The organism is Vreelandella profundi (genome assembly GCF_019722725.1).
Taxonomy (GTDB): domain Bacteria; phylum Pseudomonadota; class Gammaproteobacteria; order Pseudomonadales; family Halomonadaceae; genus Vreelandella; species Vreelandella profundi.
Genome location: NZ_CP077941.1, coordinates 3,035,610 through 3,056,668, shown reverse-complemented (window position 1 = coordinate 3,056,668; position 21,059 = coordinate 3,035,610). Strand labels below are relative to the sequence as shown.

The window sequence follows — 21,059 nt, the reverse complement described above, 5'->3', positions numbered from 1 at the left end:
GTTTTAAGCGGCTTCAGTCGTGGCTCATATTGGTGTGGAGTATTTTTTCATTAAGGGCTTGGCAGGCACAAAATACGTTACTAGACTGTTGTTGTGCAGTCATACTGTATGACACCTTTTGAGTCTGTATTATTGGTTTATTTTTGCATTCAATAATAATGAGAAATTACAATGCCTTATATCATCAACTATCTGACTAAAATTCAATTTGGTGAGCATGCCATTGCAGAGCTTGCCAACGAACTACAGCTGTTAAAGGTTAAAAGGCCGCTGTTTGTGACGGATAAAGGCCTCAGCGCTACTCCAGTTCTTGCGCAAGTCGTTGAGGCCGCTCAGCTTGCCGAAGACGCCTGTATTTTCGATGGGACTCCTTCAAACCCAACGGAAATGGCCGTAGAAAGCGCATTGGCGTTTCTAAAAGAAAAAGACTGCGATGGCATTGTGGCCGTCGGTGGCGGTTCCAGTATCGATTTGGCTAAAGCGGTCGCGTTACTTTTTAATCATCCCGCGCCACTGCGCCAATACGCTGCGATTGAAGGCGGCGTTGCAAAAATTAATGCCGACGTGCTGCCCTTAATCGCGGTACCGACAACGGCCGGAACCGGCAGTGAGGTAGGCAGAGCCTCCTTAATTACGATGAAAGATAACCGTAAGCTCGGCTTTCTTTCCCCGTATCTGATTCCTGCGGTGGCTATCTGCGATCCTCGACTCACGCTCGGTTTGCCGCCGTTCTTGACCGCTGCTACGGGTATGGACGCCATCGCTCACTGCGTGGAAACCTTTTTAAGTCCCAAGGTAAATCCTCCCGCTGAAGCGATTGCTTTGGATGGGCTGGCGCGAGCCAGCCAATATCTGGTGGAAGCCGTTGAAAACGGTGGAAACTTAACCGCTCGAAACGAAATGATGATGGCAGCTCTGGAAGGGGCGATGGCCTTTCAGAAGGGGCTTGGCGCGGTGCACTCCTTGTCTCATGCGTTAGGAGGCCTGCATGAGTTGAAGCTTCACCATGGCACGCTCAATGCCGTGTTGATGCCCACTGTTCTTAAGTTTAATCAGCCCGGCTGTGAGGAGAAGTTTGCTCGCCTCAAAGACGCTATGGGCCTCAACCCTGATGACGATTTAGTAAAAGCGTTTGAAAAGCTCAATGTGACATTGGGAATGCCCGCTAGTTTAAGCGACATGGGAGTCACGGAAGAGCACCTGGATCAACTGGCTCAGTGGGCATTAGAAGATCACTCCACGGCGACCAATCCCCGAGCGCCCTCAAAAGAAGATTTTTACAACATGCTTAAAGACGCTTTCTAAGCGATAGGTTTCCCCACCTATTTAACTGAGAAAGCAAACGTTGTTTGAACAGAAAGTCCTAAAGCATTAACCCATGACGTTTCCAAGAAAGATAATTAACGCTAAGCAACCAATGACTAAAGGAAAGTGAATATGACAACTATAAATAACTCTCTTAAATCTATGCTTGTTTCAGGTGTTGCCGCAGCGGTGATGGTGGCCTCAGGCGCAGCTCTGGCCGATTACCCTGACCGTCCTATCACGCTGATTGTACCTTGGGCGGCTGGCGGCGGTACCGATGCGACGGCGCGCACCATTGCCCGCGCCCTTGAAGATGAAGTGGGCCAAAAGGTTAACGTGGTTAACCGTACCGGTGGCAGTGGCGTGGTGGGCCATACTGCGATGATTAACGCTGAGCCAGATGGCTACACCATCGGTTTGGCTACTGGCGAAGTCAATATGATGCATTGGCTGGGGTTGACTGACCTCACCTATGAAGATTTTACGCCGATTGCTCAGGTTAACTATGACTTCCCGGGTATACAGGTAGCCGCTGATTCTCCTTATGAAAGTCTTGAAGATCTGATAGAAGCTATTCGCACCGAGCCGAAAGGCACCTTTACCGCGTCTGGTACGGGTCAGGGCGGCGTCTGGCATCTGGCTTTTGCGGGTTTCTTGATGGACCAAGGTGTCCCAGCTGACCAAGTGATCTGGATACCGAGTGAAGGTGCCGCACCTGCGATGATCGAGCTAGTCTCCGGCGGCATTGATATCGTGCCCAGCTCAGTGCCAGAAGCGCGTTCAATGATGGAAGCCGAGCGCGTAAAAAGTTTCGCCGTTATGTCCCCTGAGCGTATTGATAGCTTCCCCGATATTCCTACCATCCAAGAGGAGCTTGGCAGTAGCTATCAAGTAGGTGAGTGGCGCGGTATTGCAGGCCCCAAAGGGATGGATCCAGAGGTAGTTGCCACGCTTGAGGCCGCTTTGGAATCCGCCTACAACAGCGATACTTATCAAGACTTTATGCATCAGCAGGGCTTCGGTACGCAGTGGCGTAATGCTGAAGACTTTGGTCAGCTGATGGAAGACATGGATAGCGTTTTCGGCGAGATCGTTGAGCAAGTTGGCCTGGTTAACTAAGGAAAGAAAATGCGGGATGTCGTCATCGGAATAGGGTTTGTTATTGCTGGGGTGGTGACTATTTACACCGCCCAGCAGTTTCCCACCTTACCTAGTCTCCAGTTCGGGCCCTCGCTTTTCCCCTCCATTGTTGGAGGGGGATTTTGCATCGGCGGCGCTGTTCTCATGTTGAGTGGAATGTGGCAAAGGCACAGGGGGGCTGATCAAATGATGCAAAGTGATTTACAGGCCGCTGAACGAGAAACCACTGAATTTGAAACTACTGAATTTGAAGCCATAGAGTTTGAAACCACGACGTTTGAAACATCAACACTAAGCGCCTCTGAGTTAGAGGGCGCTGAGCCTCCATCAGGCAAAATAAGCTGGGCAATGATATTGCCGCCGCTGATGATTGTTTTTTACGTCGTGGCAAGTCCTTACATTGGCGCGCTGTTTGCCATGATAATCATTATGTTTTCACTCATGATGCTAAGAAAAACGGTTTTATATGTCGCCGTGGCTGCCTCAGTTGGTGTCTCACTGGCTATTTATTTTATTTTTTCACACTATCTTTTAGTGCCGTTACCTCAAGGCGTTTTATTAGGGGGTAACTTGCCATGGATGCTTTGATTAATGGCTTTGCGTTAGTTTTAACGCTGGACACTATGTTGGTCATTATAGCGGCTTCGCTATTTGGCATCTTTGTCGGCGCCGTGCCTGGCCTTACGGCCACCATGGCCGTGGCGCTGCTAGTGCCTGTGACCTTCTATATGGATACGACGCCGGCTATCGCCGCTATTGTATCGACATCCGCGATGGCTATTTTTGCGGGGGATATTCCGGGCACTTATTTGAATATCCCGGGAACGCCGGCATCGGCGGCTTACGTGACGGAATCGTATTCGCTGGCGAAAAAAGGCAGGGCACGAGAAGTATTAGGTATCAACTTAGTTTGCTCAGTATTCGGCGGTATTTTTGGCACCGTGATCTTAATTGTAGTGGCGCAGTCACTCGCGGAAGTCGCATTACAATTCAGTGCATTTGAATACTTTTGGCTCGCCGTGCTGGGCTTAAGCTGCTCGATATTTATTTCTATCGGCTCTAAAACGAAAGCCTTTCTCTCATTACTCTTTGGTATTCTACTCTCGACCGTCGGTCTCGATATGATGAGTGGCGCCCCACGCTTTACCTTTGGGGTGCCTGATCTAATGGCGGGGGTCAACTTTATACCGGTAATGATCGGTATGTTTGCCCTGAATGAGCTGATGAACTACTACAGCTCAAAGTCTGAGAAAAAGACCATCAACATCGTTGCTACGGACAGCGTGTTTCACAACGTGCCGAAACATACGAAGCGCTATTGGCGGAATATGCTACGCGGCAGCTCAATCGGTACATTGATTGGCGCGTTGCCCGGCGCGGGTGCCGATATTGCTGCCTGGATTGCCTATGCCGTGGGCAAAAGCCGGTCGAAAGACAAAGCGAAATATGGCACCGGTCATATCGAGGGAATTGTTGATGCAAGCTCTGCGAATAACTCCGGCCTGAGCGGGGCGTGGGTGCCTGCACTGGTGTTCGGTATTCCGGGCGATTCCATTACCGCTATCGTGATTGGCGTGCTTTATATGAAAGGGATGAACCCTGGTCCCACCATTTTTATGGATGGCTCAGGACTGATCTATGCCTTATTTATCGTGTTTATTATCGCTAACTTAATGATGCTTCCCATTGGCTATATGGCGATCAGACTATCGAAATTCTTTATTCTGACCCCCAGTCGCGTCTTAATGCCGGTTATCTTATGTTTTTGTATCGTGGGCGCTTTTGCGATCAATAACAGCATCGTCGATGTTTGGATAATGCTGGTGATTGGGCTGGTGGCTTATGTGCTTGCCGTCAATGGCTTCCCAATGGCGCCAGCCATTCTGGGGCTAGTGCTAGGCTCAACGGTCGAAAATAACTTTATGAGCGCAATGCTGCGCACCGGTGGCGACTTAACGAGCTTTTTCGCGCGTCCCATCAGTGCGGGGCTGGGTATTGCCGTGATTGTGTTGTGGTGTTCGCCTCTTCTGGTTAAGGCGTATCGCTACCAACAATCTAGATCAGCGAGAGCCTCTTCATAACGCACGGCCATTATCACGGCCATGATGTGGTGCCGCAGTAGAGGATCCTAACGCGATAATGTCACGCAGTGTGCTCATTAACGCGGCGGCACCGGGTGAGAGGCGCTGATTGCGTAGGCTAACCAGCCCGTATGGCTGAACGCTGAGCGCTTCGCTAAACGGTAATAGATGGAAACGCTGCGGTGCGCATAGCAGATTGGCCGTTTCCCGCGTGGTGACGGTGATCGTGTCTGACTTATCGACCAGCGCGAGCGAAAGCAGCACATCGGCGGTGTCTACTATCTGACTGGGGGGCGCTACCTGATGATGCAAAAAGAGGCTGTCTACACGCTGGCGCATGAGGGCGCCAGTCGGCTGTAGCGTCCATGGGTAGGTCGCCATGTCGGTCAAACTCAGCGACGTTTTGTCGGCTAGTGGGTGGCCTTGGCGACATACAAAGCAGAGTTCTTCTTCGCCAATTTCTTCAAAGACGAAGCGCTCTATATCAAAGCCTGCCGGGATCCGTGTAATCGCGAAATCTAGCTCGCCCTCCAGCAGGCGCGGCACGAGTGTCTTACTAACATCAACATCTACGCGGATTTTTAACCCTGGCCGCTCTCGATGCACGCGCTCGATAGCGCTGGTCAGCAGAGTGACCGCTGGCGCCATCACAGTACCGACGGCAACCGTTCCAGCATTGCCGTCACGTAATGCATTTAGCTCTTCGCCGGTGTGGCGTAATGCCGAAAGCATGGTATGGGCGTGGCGAATCATAATCTCGCCGTACCAGTTAGGCGTTAACCCGCGGGCGTGCCGATCAAATAAACGAATCCCCAGATTTGTTTCTAGATCGCTGAGTAACTTTGAGGCGGCGGGTTGGCTCATGTTGAGCTGAGCCGCCGCCCTATGCAGATTACCCTGCTCATCAAGCGCCAAAAATAACTGAAAGTGACGCAACTTTAGTCTCACGTTAAGAAACCAGTTTTCATCGAGTACGCCCATGGAATAAGCCTTGTTGTGCCCTTAATAACTAAAAGTATATCGATATTGGCAGTTTTTGGCATTGGTTGGTTATTGCATGGCTGCCTATAGTGCATTTGCTTTGGTGATTGCTATTAACGGCAACACCAAGAACAACAAAATTTTAGGAAAAAAACGCCATGCTAGAAACGACGCAAGCAGCAGGGGCTTCAACGTTAGCGCTCATGCTGATCGCAGCGGCTGCCATTATCATTTTGCTGCTGCTCATTATCAGGGTACGCCTTCATCCATTTTTTGCGCTGGTTATCGTCAGTATCGGCACGGCATTGGCAACAGGTATTTCCGGCGCAGACCTAGTGCCGACGCTTTTGGGCGGCTTTGGTAAAACGCTAGGCAACGTTGCGCTATTAATTGGCTTTGGCGCGGTACTGGGGCGAATTGTCGCTGTATCCGGCGGCGCTCAGGTGCTGGCCGATACGTTGATCAAACTATTTGGTCATAGCCGGGCGCCGTTAGGGCTTTCGATTGCCTGCCTGCTGTTTGGCTTTCCTATCTTTCTTGATGCCGCTTTCGTTGTCATGCTGCCGGTCATTTATTCCGTGGCAAGAGAGCTGAAAGCATCTTTATTACTCTATGGGTTACCGGCTGCAGGCGCCTTCCTGGTAATGCATGCGCTGGTGCCGCCGCATCCTGGGCCGGTTGCCGCCGCGGTTTTTCTTCAGGCTGATATTGGCCAAGTGCTGTTTATTGCCCTGCTTGTTGGGTTACCGACGTGGTATCTGATGGGATACCGGCTGTCACTGATACTTGCCAATCGTATGCCGTTTCAAGCAGTGCCCAACCTTATGGGCGGAAGCAATGAAGAAGTGCCGGCAGACAAGCGCCCCGCGTTTCGCACCGTACTACTGGTGCTGCTGTTGCCACTGGTGCTTATTTTCCTCAATACGGGCCTTTCGACACTTTCCCATGGCGGCACGGTGGATGCAGACAATCCGCTGATTCAAGGCTTGATCTTGATCGGTGAAACGCCCATCGCGATGCTTATCAGTACCTGTGTTGCTATGTGGCTACTGGTGCTTCGTTCGCCACAGCGTGAAGCGATTGGCTCTATTAATGAGACGGTTGAACAAGCGTTATCGCCTGTTTGTAGCATCATCTTAATCACCGGCGCTGGCGGCATGTTCGGCGGCGTACTGACCGCCAGTGGTATCGGTGACGCGCTGGCCGATAGCCTGCAAAGCTACGGCTTGCCGATCATCCTGGCAGGCTACGTGATCGCCTCAGTGATCCGTATTGCTCAGGGTTCGGCAACGGTTGCTGGCACCACGGCCGCCGGGATTATGGCGCCAGTAGTCTTGGCAGACCCGTCGCTTTCAGGCCTGCCCGCAGCCTGTATTGCCGTGGCCATCGTCGCGGGTGCCATTGGTTATTCTCATGTGAATGACTCTGGATTCTGGCTGGTAGGTCGTTTTTTAGGTGTGGATACCAAAACCATGCTGAAAACCTGGACCGTTATTTCAATCGGAATTTCATTGATGGCGTTTGGTTTAGCGTGGCTGGTGTTCTCACTGGTGTAACTAAGATGTTGTGACTAAGAGCGCCACCAAATCGGTATGGCTTGACCCCTAATAAAAAATATTGAGCTGCAGACAGTTCGAGACTGAGGAGAAGAATATGAGTGATTCATCAAATGTTAATAAGCCAAAACTGCGTTCTGCCGAGTGGTTTGGTACCGCTGATAAAAACGGTTTTATGTACCGCAGTTGGATGAAAAACCAGGGCATCCCCGACCATGAGTTTCAGGGCAAGCCGATTATCGGTATCTGCAATACCTGGTCAGAGTTGACGCCGTGTAACGCCCATTTTCGAAAATTGGCGGAGCACGTTAAGAAAGGCATTTTAGAAGCGGGCGGCTACCCGGTCGAATTCCCGGTGTTTTCTAACGGTGAGTCCAACCTGCGCCCGACGGCGATGTTTACCCGTAATTTAGCCAGTATGGACGTGGAAGAAGCCATCCGCGGTAACCCGATGGATGCGGTGGTGCTGCTGGTGGGCTGTGATAAAACCACCCCGGCGCTGCTGATGGGCGCGGCAAGCTGCGATATCCCCACTATCGTGGTCACCGGTGGGCCGATGCTTAACGGTAAGCACAAAGGCAAGGATATCGGCTCCGGCACCGTAGTTTGGAAACTCTCTGAACAGGTTAAAGCGGGCGAAATATCGCTGCACGACTTTATGGCCGCCGAGGCCGGTATGTCACGCTCGGCCGGCACCTGCAACACCATGGGCACGGCTTCCACGATGGCCTGCATGGCGGAAGCGCTGGGTACCTCGCTGCCCCATAACGCGGCAATCCCCGCAGTAGATTCCCGCCGCTATGTGCTGGCGCATCTTTCCGGCAACCGCATTGTTGAGATGGTCCATGAAGATCTGCGCCTCTCCAAAATTCTTACCAAAGAAGCCTTCGATAACGCCATTCGTACCAATGCGGCGATTGGTGGCTCGACCAACGCGGTGATTCACCTAAAAGCGATCGCCGGGCGGATCGGTGTGGATCTCACCTTAGACGACTGGAGCCGGGTAGGGCGCGGTACGCCCACGGTGGTTGACCTGCAGCCTTCGGGCCGCTTTCTGATGGAAGAGTTCTACTACGCGGGTGGCCTGCCGGCGGTACTCAAACGCCTGGGCGAAGCCGATCGGCTGCCCTTCAAGGATGCGTTAACCGTTAACGGCAAAACCCTGTGGGAAAACGTCCAAGACGCCCCGCTTTATAACGACGAGGTGATCCGCCCGCTGGATAATCCGTTAACGGTCGACGGCGGTATCTGCGTGCTGCGCGGCAACCTATCGCCCAACGGCGCGGTGCTAAAGCCTTCGGCAGCGACGGCAGAGCTGATGCAGCATCGCGGTCGTGCGGTGGTGTTTGAGGATTACGACGATTACAAAGCGCGTATCAACGACCCTGATCTGGACGTTGAAGCCGACGATATTCTGGTCATGAAGCACTGCGGCCCGCGGGGCTATCACGGCATGGCGGAAGTGGGCAACATGGGCCTGCCGCCCAAGATTCTTGCCCAGGGTATTACCGACATGGTGCGGATTTCAGATGCCCGCATGAGCGGCACGGCGTATGGCACGGTTGTATTACACGTGGCCCCAGAAGCGGCTGCGGGTGGCCCGCTAGCGGCAGTGCGTAACGGCGATATGATTGAGCTTGATTGTCAGGGCGGCCGGCTGCACCTGGATATTAGCGATGCCGAGCTTGCCTCGCGCCTGGCCGAGAGCGACCCCACCGCGGCGTCAACGGTTATCGCCAGCCAGGGCGGTTACCGTCAGCTGTATATTGAGCATGTGCTGCAAGCGGACGAAGGCTGTGATTTTGACTTTTTGGTCGGCTGCCGGGGATCTGAGGTGCCGCGTCACTCGCATTAACCGTCAACATTAACCATCAGTATTAACAACAAATTCATAACACCCGGTTATAAAAACAGGAGAACGGTATGCGTCTGATTCAGTGTTTACACGAAGGCCAATTGAGAGCCGCCATGGTCGAAAGCCCTCAACAGGTTCGGCTTATCAGCGGTAGTGAAGGAGTTTATGGCTTGGCCCAGCAGGCTATCGCCGAGTCGCGTCCGCTAAGCGAGGTCGTTAAGGCGGCCTTGACCGAAGAACGCCTGGATTACGCCGCGCTGATAGAAGCAAAGCAGCTGCTTCCGCCATTGACTCACACAAGCCCGGCGAACTGCCTTGTGACGGGCACGGGGCTGACCCACCTGGGCAGTGCCGATACCCGCTCGGCCATGCATGCTAAAGCGCAGGCTAAAGAAAGTGAGCTGACCGACTCGATGCGCATGTTCAAGCTCGGCGTGGAAGGCGGCAAGCCCGAGAGCGGTGCGTGCGGGGCGCAGCCAGAGTGGTTCTATAAAGGCGATGGCAGCATCATTGTGAATCCAGAAGGTGAGTTTCCGGTGCCAGCGTTTGCGCAAGACGCGGGCGAAGAGCCAGAGCTGGCCGGGCTGTACTTAATTGATGGTGATGGGCAGCCCCGCCGCGTTGGCTACGCGATTGGCAATGAGTTTTCGGATCACGTCACCGAGCGCTTTAATTATCTGTGGCTCGCGCACTCGAAGCTGCGCGTCTGTAGCTTTGGCCCTGAGCTGCTGGTTGGCGAACTGACCGCGCATCTTGAAGGCACCAGCCGCATTGTGCGCGATGGTAAAACGCTGTGGGAAAAGCCGTTTCTGACCGGCGAAGCCAACATGGCGCATTCACTGGCCAACCTTGAGCATCACCACTTCAAGTACGTTAACTTCCGCAGAGCGGGCGATGTGCACGTGCATTACTTTGGCACCGCGACGCTTAGCTTTGCCGACAGCGTGCAAACCCAGCAAGGCGACCGCTTCGAGATCGACCTGCCCGAGTTTGGACGCCCGCTGCGCAACACGCTGCGCTTTAGCAGTGATGAGGAAGAGATCATTAAGGTGCGCTCACTCTGAATTTCTTGTCATGTGAGAGGCCGCCAGTACTATCGCCAGTCTGATGGAGCCGGTGGCTCCATCGTGAGAGTGCTTATTCTATGCAAAAGAGTGAGCAGTGGCGCAACTTTAGTCGCGTATCTAGAAACCTGTTCTCACCGAGAAGGCCCATGGGATAAGCCTTGCATTGTTATTGATACGTAGACGTATATCGATAGTAATGCATTTGTATATTGGTTGGTTATGAAAGACATGGCTACTGTAATGATTGAATCGGTATTAACAGTACCGACCTAACAACAAAAAGCTAACAACAAGAAGCTAATAACAAAAGTTTCCAGGAGGAAATTCATGCCTCTCATGTGCAGCCAACGATTAAAAAACGGTTCTCCTTTACTGCTCAGCGGTATCGCCGTTGCGCTACTGATAAGCGCCGCGCAAGCCCAGGGCAACGCTGAAACCGACACGGCCAGTGGAGCCGAAAACAGCGTCCAGACATCTGTGTTTGGTCACTTGCCCGATGGTCGCCAGGTCGATGTCTACCAGTTCACTAACGCCAATGGAATTGAGCTGCGGGTTATCAACTATGGCGGGATCATTCTGTCGCTGAAAACCCCTGATTTGGCGGGCGAGTTTGATGATATAGCGCTGGGCTTCGATGCCTTGGATGCGTATCTCTCCGATGAGTACCGGCAGGCTAATCCTTACTTCGGTGCCATCATTGGCCGCTACGGCAATCGTATCGCGGGTGGTCAGTTCTCCCTTGATGGGGAAAGCTATTCATTGGCCACCAACGATGGCAGCAATCATCTGCACGGCGGCCAGCAAGGGTTCAACAGGGTGCTATGGCAGGCTGAACCGTTCGAGAATAATGCGGGTACGGGGCTTGTGCTGCGCTATACCAGTGAGGATGGCGAAGAGGGCTATCCCGGCAGGTTGGAGACCGAAGTTACCTACACCCTGACCGATAATGACGAACTGATGGTGGATTATCGCGCGGTGACTGACAAAGCCACGCCGATTAATCTCACCCAGCACAGCTACTTCAACCTTAAGGGCGAAGGTAGCGACACCATTCTCGATCATCAGCTAATGATTAACGCTCCTGAGTTTACCCCGGTCAACGACACGCTGATCCCTACCGGCGAGATTCGCGAAGTTGAAGGCACGCCATTCGACTTTACCCAGGCGACGCCTATCGGCGAGCGGATTGAGCAGGACAACGAACAGCTCGCCTTTGGCGGCGGTTATGACCACAATTTTGTGCTGGCCCGTGATAACGCAGCATCGGATGAACTCGTTGTGGCTGCCAAAGTGTGGGAGCCACAGAGTGGACGCATGGTGGAAGTCAATACCACCGAACCCGCGATCCAGTTCTATTCCGGTAATTTTCTTAACGGCGACCTGATCGGTAAACAGGGTAAGCCTTATGGGCAACGCTCTGGCTTTGCGTTGGAGACCCAGCACTATCCCGATTCACCCAATCAGGCGGCGTTTCCCAGCACGATTCTAGAGCCGGGTGAGACGTATCGCTCGCGTACGGTATACCGCTTTTCGGCACAGCAGAATTTTGAAGAATAACCACCCCAATGGGTTGGTAATAAAAATTGAAATATCAATAAAACAACGCTAAAAACTCGCAGGAGTATAACGATGATATTGACTAAGACATTTGCCCGTTTAGCACTTGGGAGCGCTGTTATGCTTGCCTCGCTGGGATCAGTGCAGGCACAGGAAGACGAGGTGAAGATTGGTTTTATCGTTAAAAAGCCTGAGCAGGCATGGTTCATTAACGAACAACAGGCCGCTACAGCGGCAGGTGAAGAGCTCGGTTTCGACGTGGTGCGCCTTAGCGGCGAAGATGGCCAGGAAGTGCTAACCGCCATTGATAACCTTTACGCCCAGGGGGCAGACGGTTTTGTGATCTGCCCGCCGGACGTGCGTCTGGGGCCTGCGATAATGAACCGTGCCAACCAGTACAATATGAAAGTGGTCACCGTAGATGACCAGTTCGTTAACTCGAGCGGTGAACCGATGGAAGGCGTGCCGCACCTGGGCATGTCCGGTTATAAGATTGGCCAGCAGGCAGGCGATGCGATTGCCGCCGAAATTCAAGCGCGCGGCTGGGATCTCGAAAAGGTCGCCGCGCTACGCATTACCAATAACGAGCTACCCACCGCCGTCGAGCGCACCGATGGTGCGACCGCCGCGCTCCTTGGCGCAGGCTTCCCAGAAAGCAACATCTTCGATGCACCCCAGCAGAACAGCGATACCACCAGCGCCTTTTCCGCCGCATCCCCCGTGCTCTCTCAGCGTGGCGATTATGAACACTGGGTGATCTATGCACTGAACGAGGAGAGCGTTCTAGGTGGCGTCCGGGCCACGGAGCAATACGGCCTGGCCCCAGAGGATGTGATCGGTGTGGGTATCAATGGTTCCGGTGCGGCCTTTGCCGAGTTCTCACGCGATAACCCTACTGGCTTTCACGGCACAGTCGCGGTCAGTTCCACTATGCACGGCCGTCAAACCGCCGAAGATCTCTATCGCTGGATTAGCGAGGACACACAGCCGCCGGCCAATACCGAAACCTCAGGCGTCTTGATGACACGTGACAACTGGCAGGAAGTACGCGCAGAGCTGGGTTTGTGAGCACGACCTGTAACGGTCAGTGGCCGCGGGAGGCTTGAAGCATGTCTGATGCTTATCTACGTTTCGACGCGATTAGCGTCGTCTTTCCTGGGGTGCGCGCGCTGGATGGGGTGAGCTTTGGTGCTCAAACCGGTCAAGTACATGCGCTGATGGGTGAGAACGGCGCGGGTAAATCCACGCTGCTCAAGGTATTGAGCGGCGTTAATCGCGTGGCGGAGGGGGCACTGTGGATCAATGGGCAGCGCCACGTGTTCGGTAACGCCCGAGAAGCGCTGCGGGAAGGGGTCTCCATCATTTATCAGGAACTGACGCTCTCGCCCAATATGTCGGTGGCTGAGAACCTGCTCCTGGGCCAGCTGCCCACGCGGCGGGGCTTCGTCAACCGCCGCCAGCTGCGTGAAAAGGCGCTGGCGATTCTGGCCGACCTCGGCGAGGGAAATATCCACCCCTCGACCAAGGTGCGCGATCTATCCATCGGCCAACAGCAGATGATTGAGATTGGCCGCGCGCTGCTGCGCGACGCCAAGATAATCGCCTTTGATGAACCCACTAGCAGCCTCTCCATTCAAGAGACCCGTCAGCTAAAGCGCATCGTCAAACGGCTGCGCGACGAGGGTCGGGTAGTGCTCTACGTGACACATCGCATGGAAGAGGTCTTTGAGATGTGCGATGCGGTCACGATCTTCCGCGATGGCCAGCATATTCGCACCCACGAGGATATGTCGGCGCTAAATCACGACCTGCTGGTGAGTGAGATGGTGGGGCGGGATATCAACGACGTTTACGGCTATCGCCCTCGCGAACATGGCGACGTGATCTTGAACGTTGAAGGCATTCAGGGGCGCGGTCTTAAGGCGCCGGTAAGTTTCTCCGTTAAGCGCGGTGAAGTGTTTGGGCTGTTTGGTCTCGTCGGTGCCGGGCGCAGCGAGTTGCTGCGGCTGGTCTGCGGAGTCGAATCTCCCAAAGCGGGCAGCGTGCAGTTCAATGGCGAGGTGCGACGGTTTAAAAGCCCCCAGGATGCCATTCGCGCGGGGATTGCCATGTGCCCGGAGGACCGTAAGTCCCAGGGGATCTTCCCGGTGGCAAGCGTCGCCGACAACCTCAATATCAGCTGCCGACGCTTTTTCAAACGCTGGGGAATGTTCCGCCACCCCGGCCGTGAGCGACGTAATGCCGAGTCGTATATCCAGCAGCTCAGTGTTAAAACGCCGGGGCCGCGAACGCCCATTGGTAAGCTCTCGGGCGGCAATCAGCAGAAGGTGATTCTGGCCCGCTGGCTGGCTGAAGAGATTGATCTGTTCGTCATGGACGAGCCGACCCGAGGCATCGACGTGGGCGCGCGGCGAGACATTTACTCGCTGCTTTACGACCTGGCCGAGCAGGGCAAAAGCGTCGTAGTGATTTCCAGTGACCTAGCGGAAGTTAGCTCTATTTGCGACCGCATTGCGGTGATGCGCGACGGGGAACTGGTGGACGTGGTGCCGCGGGAGTCGGCCACCCCCGAACGGCTGCTAGGGTTGGCGTTACCCGCCTAAGTCGGCTTTTTTTCAGCACGCTCGCTCTTAAAAGAACACGCTCAGGACGACTACCATGACAACAAACGATGTAACCCAAAGCGATGGCCATAAAGCTCCCGCTCGTCCGGCGGGGCGCCAAGGGCTTATCAAGCCACTACGTGCACTGCTTGATACCTCGGGCATGATTGCGATTTTTTTGCTGCTGTTTATCGCCCTGGCGGTGCTCATCCCCGACTTCTTAACCGGCCGCAATATGGTCGGGTTGCTGCTGTCGGTGACCCTGATCGGCAGTTTAGCCGCCACCATGATGCTGGTATTGGCGCTGGGCGAGGTGGACCTTTCGGTAGCCTCCACGGTGGCCTTTGCAGGAGTGGTCGCCGCAACGGTAACGACCAGCACCGGTAGCGTGTTCATCGGCGTGATGGGGGGCATTGTGGCTGGGGGCGCGGTAGGTGCCTTTAACGGCCTAGTGATTGCCAAGTTCGGCATTAACTCGCTGATCGCGACCCTGGCGGCGATGGAGTTTGTGCGCGGGTTGGCTTACATCACCTCTGGCGGTGACGCCGTGATGATTACCGTGCCGGGTTTCTTTGACCTGGGCAGCGCCTCCTTTCTCGGTTTAACGCTGCCGGTATGGACCATGCTGGCCTGCTTTGTGATCTTTGGCGTGATCCTCAACATGACAGCCTTCGGGCGCAATGTACTGGCTACCGGCGGTAACTCAGAGGCCGCCGCGCTGGCGGGGGTGAACGTTCGCCGCCTCAAGATTATTGTTTTCGGTCTCCAGGGCGTGGTGGCTGGCGTCGTCGGGGTGCTGCTGGCCTCGCGCATGGGGCTGGGCGATCCCAATACCTCCATGGGCTTGGAACTGGCGGTAATTTCCGCCTGCGTACTGGGCGGGGTTGCGCTGTCGGGCGGTGTGGCGACGATCACCGGCGTGGTGGTCGGGGTGCTGATTATGGGCTGTGTGCAGAATGCCATGGGCTTGCTCAACGTGCCGACGTTTTACCAGTACTTAGTACGCGGTGGGATTCTACTGCTGGCGGTAATGTTTGATCGCTGGAAGCAGACCCGCCGTCAACGGGCCTGACTTAACGACTAATTGCCTAGCTGAAAAGAAGACCTGAGGAGGGGTAATGACCGCTAGATTGGCCGCTAAGCATATCCTGGTAACCGGGGCAGCCACCGGCATCGGTCGCGCCATCGCCGAGGCCTGCGTGCGAGAAGGAGCTACAGTCGCCTTGCTGGATCGGGATGGCGCTGGCGCCGAACGCTTGGCCGCTCAGTTGCGTAGCGAAGGCTACAAGGCTTTGGCGTTAGTCGCCGATATTGCCGACAGTGCTGCGGTAGAGGCCGCTGTGGCGAAGGCGCGTGAGAGTAACGGGCCCTTGACTAGTCTGGTCAATAACGCCGGAATGAATGTCTTCCATGAGCCACTCGCCATGCCAGATGAGGCCTGGCGGCAGTGCCTCGCTGTCGATCTGGAAGGTGCCTGGTACTGTAGCCGGGCGGTGTTGCCAGATCTAATTGAGCAGGGCGGTGGCGCCATTATCAACATTGCCTCCACGCATAGCTTCTCGATTATCCCCGGCTGCTTTCCCTATCCGGTGGCTAAGCATGGTTTGATTGGTTTGACGCGGGCACTCGGTATTGAGTACGCCGCTCGAGGCGTGCGAGTCAATGCGATTGCGCCGGGCTATATCGCCACCCCGGCGGTGGAGGCACATTGGCAGACATTCGATGATCCTGGCGCGGCGCGAGCGCATATTGAAGCCTTGCTGCCGCCTGGGCGGCTTGGGGAGCCCGAGGAAGTGGCGATGACGGTCGTCTTCCTGGCCTCAGATGAGGCGCCCTTTATCAACGCAAGCTGCCTGACCATTGATGGAGGGCGCAGCGCGGTCTATCACGACTGACGACTGTTAAGCCCGCTCATTGGTAGATAACAGCGTCTGAGCATCGGTGGCATGCAGCGTCATAGCGATGCCGCCGATGCAGGTCATGTCTTGATCCCAAGCACAGCTCTCTATACGGGTTGAGCCAATCAGCTCAGCCACTAATGCTTCGTTAATAGCGTGGTGCATCGCGGCCTGCATCGCGTCAAATCCGCGTACGCCTGCGCCGGTGATCAGCACTAGATCAGGATTGAACAGCGCCAGTACATTGGCGATACCGTAGCCCAGTGCGCGGCCCGCTTCGGCATAAATACGCATAGCCTGCGGGTCGCCCTGTGCTGCCATTTGCGTTAGCGAGCACATCTGTGATTCTGAGGGATGAGTCGTCTCGTCATTAAGCAGAACTAAATGGCGAACGGCCTCTCGGTAAAGTGCGTAATCGCTGACATAGGCCTCGATGCAGCCGCGTCGTCCGCAGGCACATAGCGCGCCGCCCGGCTGATATTTACTATGCCCAAACTCTGCCGCTGAGCCGTTAGCGCCAACAAACGGCACGCCGTTAATCAGCACCGACATGCCGATACCGTAGCCCAGCATAACCACCACTAAGTTGGGGCTGTTAGCATAGGCAGGCTGTGCTGCCAGAACGCTGGCGATACAGTTGGCATCGTTTTCCAGCAGCACGCTGCAGTTAAAGTGCTCGGCTAATTGATCGGAGATGGGCGCGTTGCGAAAGCTCAGCGCGGGCGACCAGATGATCGTGCCATAAGCTGATGAAACCACTCCCTGCACCGCTAAACAGATTCCCGCTAAGCGCTGAAATTTCCCCTGATGTTGTGCGCATACGGCGCTCACTTTCTCTTGCAGCAGCGTGACTAAATCGTCGGCTGTCAGCCTCAATGTGGGGAGTTTATGATATTCGCTGTGGCACACCTGGCCCGCAAAATTGCCCACTACCAGCTGAATCTCATTAATCGATAGCTTAATGCAGACCACGTAGGCCGCCTGTGGGTCGAGCGCAATCAGCGTTTTAGGTCGCCCTCGCCCGGCGGGGCGAGGCGTTGCATGGGGATGTTCGGTAATCAAACCTTGCTGGAGTAATTCTGCGCTGATGGAGGTCACGGTGGCGGAGCTGATGCCGTTCAAAGCGCCTAGGTCAACGCGCGCGACTGGGCCCTGTTCACGCAACGTGCGAAGCACCGCCAGGATATTGTCGTGGCGGCTAGTATCTGTCGACGGAATGGACATAGGGTTGCCGTTATACATCGTGATGAAAGGTAGCGGATTAACAAAATCGTCTAACGACATCATCGTGAGACGTTAGCGCGATTACCAAAATACGACCTAAGTTGTATTTGCAGATATTTATTTCAGCACCTAAAGTAAATCAAGCATCATTCTAAATAAAGCGATCCTAGTAAGCCTTACAGACAATAATAATAGTAATCATAGGTGGCCTCATGCTCGTGTCGGCGCGCAATATCTGCCGTTTTTTTGGCGACAATCAGGTGCTCTTCGATGTTGATCTCGACCTGCAGGCAGGCGAGGTTCACGCGCTGCTAGGTGAGAACGGCGCTGGCAAATCGACGTTGGTGAAAATCCTCGCAGGCTACCTTCGCCCAACCTCGGGCGAGGTGCTTTGCGACGGCAGCCCGCAGCATTACCGCTCAAGCGGCGAAGCCGAGGCTAACGGCGTGGTGATGATTCATCAGGAGCTGGCGCTAGCGGAACAGCTTAGCGTGGAAGAAAACATTTTTCTGGGTCGCGAACTGCGCCGTGGGCCGTTTCTGGATCGTCGAGCAATGCGCGAGCGCAGCCAAGCGGCGCTCGCAGAGCTTGAAACGCACGTTGACCCCCGCTCTAGAGTGAAAGACCTGAGCACGTCCGACCAACAAATGGTCGAAATCGCCAAAGCGATTACCCGTGATGTGCGCGTGTTGATCATGGATGAACCCACGGCGACCCTGACCGAAAACGAAGTTAAGGTGCTGTTTGCCCTCATTGATCGCTTGCGCCAGCGCGGCGTGGCCATTTTGTATATCTCCCACAAGCTGCGTGAAATTGAGCAAATTGCTGATCAAGTGACCGTGCTGCGCGACGGTCACTTGATCGATAGCGGGCCGATGGCTGGGCGCAGTAAAGAAGAGCTGGCGCGTCTGATGGTAGGTCGTGAAATTACCGAGATGTATCCACCGCGGACCGTGCTTTCAAGCGATGCGCCGGTGGTATTAGAAGCGCGAGCATTCGTCGTGCCTGGCGCGGTTAAACAGGCCAGTTTTACGTTGCGCCGCGGTGAAGTGCTGGGCTTTGGGGGCGTAGTCGGCGCGGGACGCACCGCGCTGATTGAAGCGGTGCTTGGCCTGCGCGCGAAAAGTGCAGGGCAGGTGCTGCGTAACGGTCAGCCGGTTGTGTTGCGCCACCTGCGCGATGCGGTGCATCAGCGTATTGCCTATTTGACGGAAGACCGCAAAGGCAAAGGGCTGGTGCTGAATATGGACCTGCGCTCAAACGTAACCCTGCTGAATTTACGCGCTCACTGCCATCCGCTGCTAGACCGCCGCCGCGAAGAAAAAGCCTTTCAAGAGGCCGTCCAGCGCTTTGATATTCGACTGCGGACGGCTGCGCGCACCGCTTCTGAGCTTTCCGGTGGCAATCAGCAGAAGCTGCTGCTCGCAAAAGTCATGTCCATTGATCCCGAAATCGTGATTATCAACGAGCCTACTCGGGGTATCGATGTGGGCACCAAGCACCAAATCTATCACTTCATCCATGAGCTTACCGAGGCGGGGCGTTCGGTCATTTTGATTTCTTCAGAGATGGGGGAATTGATAGGGCTTTCGCATCGCGTCGCCGTGATGTGTGCAGGCGTGCTTACCGGTGTACTTGAAGGTGAGCAAATAAATGAACAAGAAATTATGCAGTACGCATCCGGCATTAAAGGAGTAGGGGTCGATGAGCAGCGCCATGCCTAATCATAAAACAACTCAGAACAACGCAGCCCAGAACGCCGCAGCAAGGCCTAAAGGCTTCTCCATCGATCTGAAAACCTGGGGGCCATTTGTGGCGCTGGTAGCCCTGGCGCTATTGGGGGTGCTGATTAATCCGGCGTTTCTGGGGCTAGATAATCTCTCCAATATGCTCACGCGCAGTGCCTTTATCGGCATTATTGCCATCGGCGCGACGTTCGTGATTACCGCCGGTGGGCTGGATCTTTCGGTAGGGGCGATGGCGGCCTTTATTGCCGGGGTGATGATTATTCTGATGAATAGCCTGGTTGAGCAGTTCGGCGCAGGAATCACCACTATTTTGCTGGGTGTGGGCGCCTCGTTACTGCTCGGGCTATGCGCGGGGTTTATCAACGGCATCGTCACCACCAAAGGCAAAATAGAGGCGTTTATCGTCACTCTTGGCACCATGGGAATCTATCGTTCGCTGGTTACTTATCTTGCCGATGGCGGCACCTTAACGCTGGACTGGGCGGTGCGCGATATCTATCGCCCGGTTTACTACGGCAGCTTTTTAGGTATCACCATTCCCGTTTGGGTGTTCTTTTTCGTCGCCGTTATCGGCTATATCTTGCTCAACTACACTCGCTTTGGTCGCTACTGTTTTGCCATTGGCTCTAATGAAAAAGTCGCTGAGTACAGTGCGATTCATGTCGACCGTGTCAAAACGCTGACGTACATGCTGCAAGGCGTATGCGTGGCACTGGCGACCATCATTTATGTGCCAAGGCTAGGCTCTGCATCCGGCGCGACCGGGGTGCTGTGGGAGCTAGAGGCCATTGCCGCCGTCATTATCGGTGGCACTATGCTGAAAGGCGGGCATGGGCGGATTTGGGGCACGGTGGTGGGCGCCATCATGCTCACCATGATTGGCAATATTCTCAATTTGACGGACGCCATCTCCAACTATCTCAACGGCACGGTGCAAGGGATTATCATCATTGTGGCGGTGTATCTGCAACGTGCATCGTGGAGGAAGACAGGGACGTAAAGGCACTGCCAGGTAACCAAGCAATCAACACAAGATAGCGCAACACAATAAGTACAAACCGCAGAGGAGTATCAACATGCCAAGTATTAAAACCGCCGTGGCCGCACTCGCCACCACGACAGCTCTAGGGCTTTCCGGCGCTGTCGTTGCCCAGGAGTACACCATTGGCGTTTCAATTCCGGCGGCCACGCACGGCTGGACCGGCGGCGTTAACTATCACGCCGAAGAGGCTAAAAAACGGCTGGAAGCGCTGTACCCGGATATCGAAATCACCATTTCGACCGCGGGCACGGCCGGCGAGCAGGCCAACGATTTAGAAGACTTGGTATCATTACGCAATATTGATGCCCTCGTGGTGCTGCCGTTTGAGTCAGGCCCACTGACTGACCCGGTGCGTCGAGTGAAGGACTCCGGCGTTTTCGTAACGGTAGTCGACCGTGGCCTGACGGAAGAAGGCATTGAAGATCTTTACGTCGCGGGTAACAACCATGAACTGGGGCGCGTGTCCGGTGAGTATATTCGTGAGCGGCTCGATGGCGCTGGTGACATTGTCGTGCTGCGCGGTATTCCCACGGTCATTGACGATGAGCGCGTACAAGGTTTTCAGGAGGCCATTGAAGGCTCCGAGGTCAATGTGCTCGATATGCAGCACGCCAACTGGAATCGTGACGATGGTTTTGAAGTCATGCAGGACTTCCTCGCCCGTTTCGACAAAATCGATGCCGTTTGGGCACAGGATGATGACATCGCGCTAGGCGTCATTGAAGCAGTGCGCCAGGCAGATCGTGAAGACGAGCTGTTTATTGTTGGCGGTGCTGGCATGAAGGACATCATCAAACGCGTGATGGACGGCGATGAGCTGGTACCGGTGGATGTACTGTATCCGCCCGGCATGATCGCCACTGCCATGGATCTTACCGTGCAGCACTTTGTTTCGAACGGCCCGGTGACGGGGGAGTACATTTTAGGTTCCCCGCTGATCACCCAGGAAAACGCCGAGCAGTACTACTTCCCCGACTCGCCGTTCTGAGCCCGGTCTGATTA

Annotated in this window: 17 protein-coding genes; 15 read left to right on the top strand and 2 right to left on the bottom strand. The window is 54.8% G+C overall.

Going from position 1 to position 21,059, the window contains the following annotated elements; translation table 11 throughout:
* Window positions 1-171: 171 nt before the first annotated feature.
* The 4 genes from KUO20_RS13955 (at window position 172) to KUO20_RS13940 (ending at window position 4,526) form a co-directional block, all read left to right on the top strand.
* A complete protein-coding gene (locus tag KUO20_RS13955; RefSeq protein WP_235040438.1) occupies window positions 172-1,305 on the top strand; it encodes an iron-containing alcohol dehydrogenase in 1,134 nt (377 codons plus the stop codon).
* A 132-nt stretch (window positions 1,306-1,437) separates the two neighbouring features.
* A complete protein-coding gene (locus KUO20_RS13950) occupies window positions 1,438-2,424 on the top strand; it encodes a Bug family tripartite tricarboxylate transporter substrate binding protein (RefSeq protein ID WP_235040437.1) in 987 nt (328 codons plus the stop codon).
* A 9-nt stretch (window positions 2,425-2,433) separates the two neighbouring features.
* A complete protein-coding gene (locus KUO20_RS13945; RefSeq protein ID WP_235040436.1) occupies window positions 2,434-3,033 on the top strand; it encodes a tripartite tricarboxylate transporter TctB family protein in 600 nt (199 codons plus the stop codon).
* Window positions 3,021-4,526: a tripartite tricarboxylate transporter permease gene (locus KUO20_RS13940; RefSeq protein ID WP_235040435.1), complete on the top strand. Its 1,506-nt coding sequence runs from the start codon at window positions 3,021-3,023 to the stop codon at window positions 4,524-4,526. Before KUO20_RS13945 ends, KUO20_RS13940 begins: the two co-directional genes overlap by 13 nt.
* Here KUO20_RS13940 and KUO20_RS13935 read toward each other — a convergent pair.
* The gene (locus KUO20_RS13935) at window positions 4,521-5,507 is read right to left on the bottom strand and encodes a LysR substrate-binding domain-containing protein (protein ID WP_235040434.1); all 987 of its coding nucleotides are present in this window, start codon (window positions 5,505-5,507) and stop codon (window positions 4,521-4,523) included. The two genes, KUO20_RS13940 and KUO20_RS13935, sit on opposite strands and share 6 nt — an antisense overlap.
* A 158-nt stretch (window positions 5,508-5,665) precedes the next feature.
* On the opposite strand from KUO20_RS13935, the gene KUO20_RS13930 reads away from it, so the two are divergent.
* The 8 genes from KUO20_RS13930 to KUO20_RS13895 all read left to right on the top strand — a co-directional run bounded on the left by KUO20_RS13930 (window position 5,666) and on the right by KUO20_RS13895 (window position 16,040).
* On the top strand, window positions 5,666-7,063 hold the full coding sequence (locus tag KUO20_RS13930) for a GntP family permease (RefSeq protein WP_235040433.1): 1,398 nt from the start codon (window positions 5,666-5,668) through the stop codon (window positions 7,061-7,063).
* Window positions 7,064-7,160: 97 nt separating this feature from the next.
* Window positions 7,161-8,918, top strand: a complete 1,758-nt coding sequence (locus KUO20_RS13925; protein ID WP_235040432.1) for an IlvD/Edd family dehydratase — start codon at window positions 7,161-7,163, stop codon at window positions 8,916-8,918.
* A gap of 68 nt (window positions 8,919-8,986) precedes the next feature.
* The gene (gene araD1, locus KUO20_RS13920; RefSeq protein ID WP_235040431.1) at window positions 8,987-9,982 is read left to right on the top strand and encodes an AraD1 family protein; all 996 of its coding nucleotides are present in this window, start codon (window positions 8,987-8,989) and stop codon (window positions 9,980-9,982) included.
* Window positions 9,983-10,312: 330 nt separating this feature from the next.
* Complete coding sequence (locus KUO20_RS13915; RefSeq protein ID WP_235040430.1) at window positions 10,313-11,542, top strand: aldose epimerase family protein; 1,230 nt, start codon at window positions 10,313-10,315, stop codon at window positions 11,540-11,542.
* Between the two features lie 72 nt (window positions 11,543-11,614).
* Window positions 11,615-12,610 (top strand): arabinose ABC transporter substrate-binding protein, encoded by a 996-nt coding sequence (locus KUO20_RS13910; RefSeq protein ID WP_235040429.1) that lies wholly within the window; start codon window positions 11,615-11,617, stop codon window positions 12,608-12,610.
* A 41-nt stretch (window positions 12,611-12,651) separates the two neighbouring features.
* The gene (araG, locus tag KUO20_RS13905) at window positions 12,652-14,145 is read left to right on the top strand and encodes an L-arabinose ABC transporter ATP-binding protein AraG (protein WP_235040428.1); all 1,494 of its coding nucleotides are present in this window, start codon (window positions 12,652-12,654) and stop codon (window positions 14,143-14,145) included.
* A 55-nt stretch (window positions 14,146-14,200) separates the two neighbouring features.
* On the top strand, window positions 14,201-15,217 hold the full coding sequence (gene araH / locus KUO20_RS13900; protein ID WP_235040427.1) for an L-arabinose ABC transporter permease AraH: 1,017 nt from the start codon (window positions 14,201-14,203) through the stop codon (window positions 15,215-15,217).
* Window positions 15,218-15,263: 46 nt separating this feature from the next.
* Window positions 15,264-16,040, top strand: a complete 777-nt coding sequence (locus tag KUO20_RS13895) for an SDR family oxidoreductase (RefSeq protein WP_235040426.1) — start codon at window positions 15,264-15,266, stop codon at window positions 16,038-16,040.
* 6 nt (window positions 16,041-16,046) lie between these two features.
* Here KUO20_RS13895 and KUO20_RS13890 read toward each other — a convergent pair whose 3' ends face one another.
* On the bottom strand, window positions 16,047-17,330 hold the full coding sequence (locus KUO20_RS13890) for an ROK family transcriptional regulator (protein WP_235040425.1): 1,284 nt from the start codon (window positions 17,328-17,330) through the stop codon (window positions 16,047-16,049).
* A 149-nt stretch (window positions 17,331-17,479) separates the two neighbouring features.
* Between KUO20_RS13890 and KUO20_RS13885 the strand changes: the two genes are divergently transcribed.
* The 3 genes from KUO20_RS13885 to KUO20_RS13875 all read left to right on the top strand — a co-directional run bounded on the left by KUO20_RS13885 (window position 17,480) and on the right by KUO20_RS13875 (window position 21,045).
* A complete protein-coding gene (locus tag KUO20_RS13885) occupies window positions 17,480-18,991 on the top strand; it encodes a sugar ABC transporter ATP-binding protein (protein ID WP_235040424.1) in 1,512 nt (503 codons plus the stop codon).
* The gene (locus tag KUO20_RS13880) at window positions 18,972-20,015 is read left to right on the top strand and encodes an ABC transporter permease (RefSeq protein ID WP_235040423.1); all 1,044 of its coding nucleotides are present in this window, start codon (window positions 18,972-18,974) and stop codon (window positions 20,013-20,015) included. Before KUO20_RS13885 ends, KUO20_RS13880 begins: the two co-directional genes overlap by 20 nt.
* Window positions 20,016-20,091: 76 nt before the next feature.
* The gene (locus KUO20_RS13875; protein WP_235040422.1) at window positions 20,092-21,045 is read left to right on the top strand and encodes an ABC transporter substrate-binding protein; all 954 of its coding nucleotides are present in this window, start codon (window positions 20,092-20,094) and stop codon (window positions 21,043-21,045) included.
* Window positions 21,046-21,059 lie beyond the last annotated feature (14 nt).

Excerpts from the sequence above, each read along its gene's own strand:
- KUO20_RS13890 (WP_235040425.1), bottom strand. The coding sequence starts at position 17,330 with ATGATGTCGTTAGACGATTTTGTTAATCCGCTACCTTTCATCACGATG.
- araG (WP_235040428.1), top strand. The coding sequence starts at position 12,652 with ATGTCTGATGCTTATCTACGTTTCGACGCGATTAGCGTCGTCTTTCCT.
- KUO20_RS13930 (WP_235040433.1), top strand. The coding sequence starts at position 5,666 with ATGCTAGAAACGACGCAAGCAGCAGGGGCTTCAACGTTAGCGCTCATG.
- KUO20_RS13955 (WP_235040438.1), top strand. The coding sequence starts at position 172 with ATGCCTTATATCATCAACTATCTGACTAAAATTCAATTTGGTGAGCAT.
- KUO20_RS13885 (WP_235040424.1), top strand. The coding sequence starts at position 17,480 with ATGCTCGTGTCGGCGCGCAATATCTGCCGTTTTTTTGGCGACAATCAG.
- KUO20_RS13925 (WP_235040432.1), top strand. The coding sequence starts at position 7,161 with ATGAGTGATTCATCAAATGTTAATAAGCCAAAACTGCGTTCTGCCGAG.
- KUO20_RS13945 (WP_235040436.1), top strand. The coding sequence starts at position 2,434 with ATGCGGGATGTCGTCATCGGAATAGGGTTTGTTATTGCTGGGGTGGTG.
- KUO20_RS13895 (WP_235040426.1), top strand. The coding sequence starts at position 15,264 with ATGACCGCTAGATTGGCCGCTAAGCATATCCTGGTAACCGGGGCAGCC.
- KUO20_RS13875 (WP_235040422.1), top strand. The coding sequence starts at position 20,092 with ATGCCAAGTATTAAAACCGCCGTGGCCGCACTCGCCACCACGACAGCT.
- araD1 (WP_235040431.1), top strand. The coding sequence starts at position 8,987 with ATGCGTCTGATTCAGTGTTTACACGAAGGCCAATTGAGAGCCGCCATG.
- araH (WP_235040427.1), top strand. The coding sequence starts at position 14,201 with ATGACAACAAACGATGTAACCCAAAGCGATGGCCATAAAGCTCCCGCT.
- KUO20_RS13915 (WP_235040430.1), top strand. The coding sequence starts at position 10,313 with ATGCCTCTCATGTGCAGCCAACGATTAAAAAACGGTTCTCCTTTACTG.
- KUO20_RS13935 (WP_235040434.1), bottom strand. The coding sequence starts at position 5,507 with ATGGGCGTACTCGATGAAAACTGGTTTCTTAACGTGAGACTAAAGTTG.
- KUO20_RS13880 (WP_235040423.1), top strand. The coding sequence starts at position 18,972 with ATGAGCAGCGCCATGCCTAATCATAAAACAACTCAGAACAACGCAGCC.
- KUO20_RS13910 (WP_235040429.1), top strand. The coding sequence starts at position 11,615 with ATGATATTGACTAAGACATTTGCCCGTTTAGCACTTGGGAGCGCTGTT.
- KUO20_RS13950 (WP_235040437.1), top strand. The coding sequence starts at position 1,438 with ATGACAACTATAAATAACTCTCTTAAATCTATGCTTGTTTCAGGTGTT.
- KUO20_RS13940 (WP_235040435.1), top strand. The coding sequence starts at position 3,021 with ATGGATGCTTTGATTAATGGCTTTGCGTTAGTTTTAACGCTGGACACT.